This window comes from Shewanella sp. N2AIL (assembly GCF_022690845.1).
Lineage (GTDB): Bacteria > Pseudomonadota > Gammaproteobacteria > Enterobacterales > Shewanellaceae > Shewanella > Shewanella baltica.
This window is the reverse complement of the sequence record NZ_JALBYT010000100.1, coordinates 1-339: the sequence shown is the minus strand read 5'-3', so window position 1 is coordinate 339 and position 339 is coordinate 1. Positions and strand designations below refer to the sequence as shown.

At 40.7% G+C, this 339-nt stretch carries 1 rRNA gene; it reads right to left on the bottom strand.

Features of this window, described 5'->3' with window-relative positions:
- Positions 1 to 102 (bottom strand): 23S ribosomal RNA (locus MO387_RS20905); the annotation flags it as partial.
- Positions 103 to 339: the final 237 nt, after the last annotated feature.

Below are 339 nucleotides of genomic sequence, written 5' to 3'. Positions count from 1 at the left end.
CAAATGCTTGTTACTAGCTCGCCAACGCTTTTCGCAAGTTACTACGTCCTTCATCGCCTCTGACTGCCAAGGCATCCACCGTATACGCTTAGTCGCTTAACCATACAACCCAAATGAGTTTCACTCACCTGAGTCGCATTGCGACCAGCTTGGTTTTACTTGTCTCACTTCTGACCAAAGAAGTGGACGCGCCTTAGACGTAAACTATTCAGCAAAGAATAATTTACTTTTGAATATTCAAGACACTTAATAAAGTGTTTGAGAACTCATGATGCAAACGTTTCCACGTTTACATCGTTTTGTAATTAATCACATGACAGACTCATGCAATTAAATACT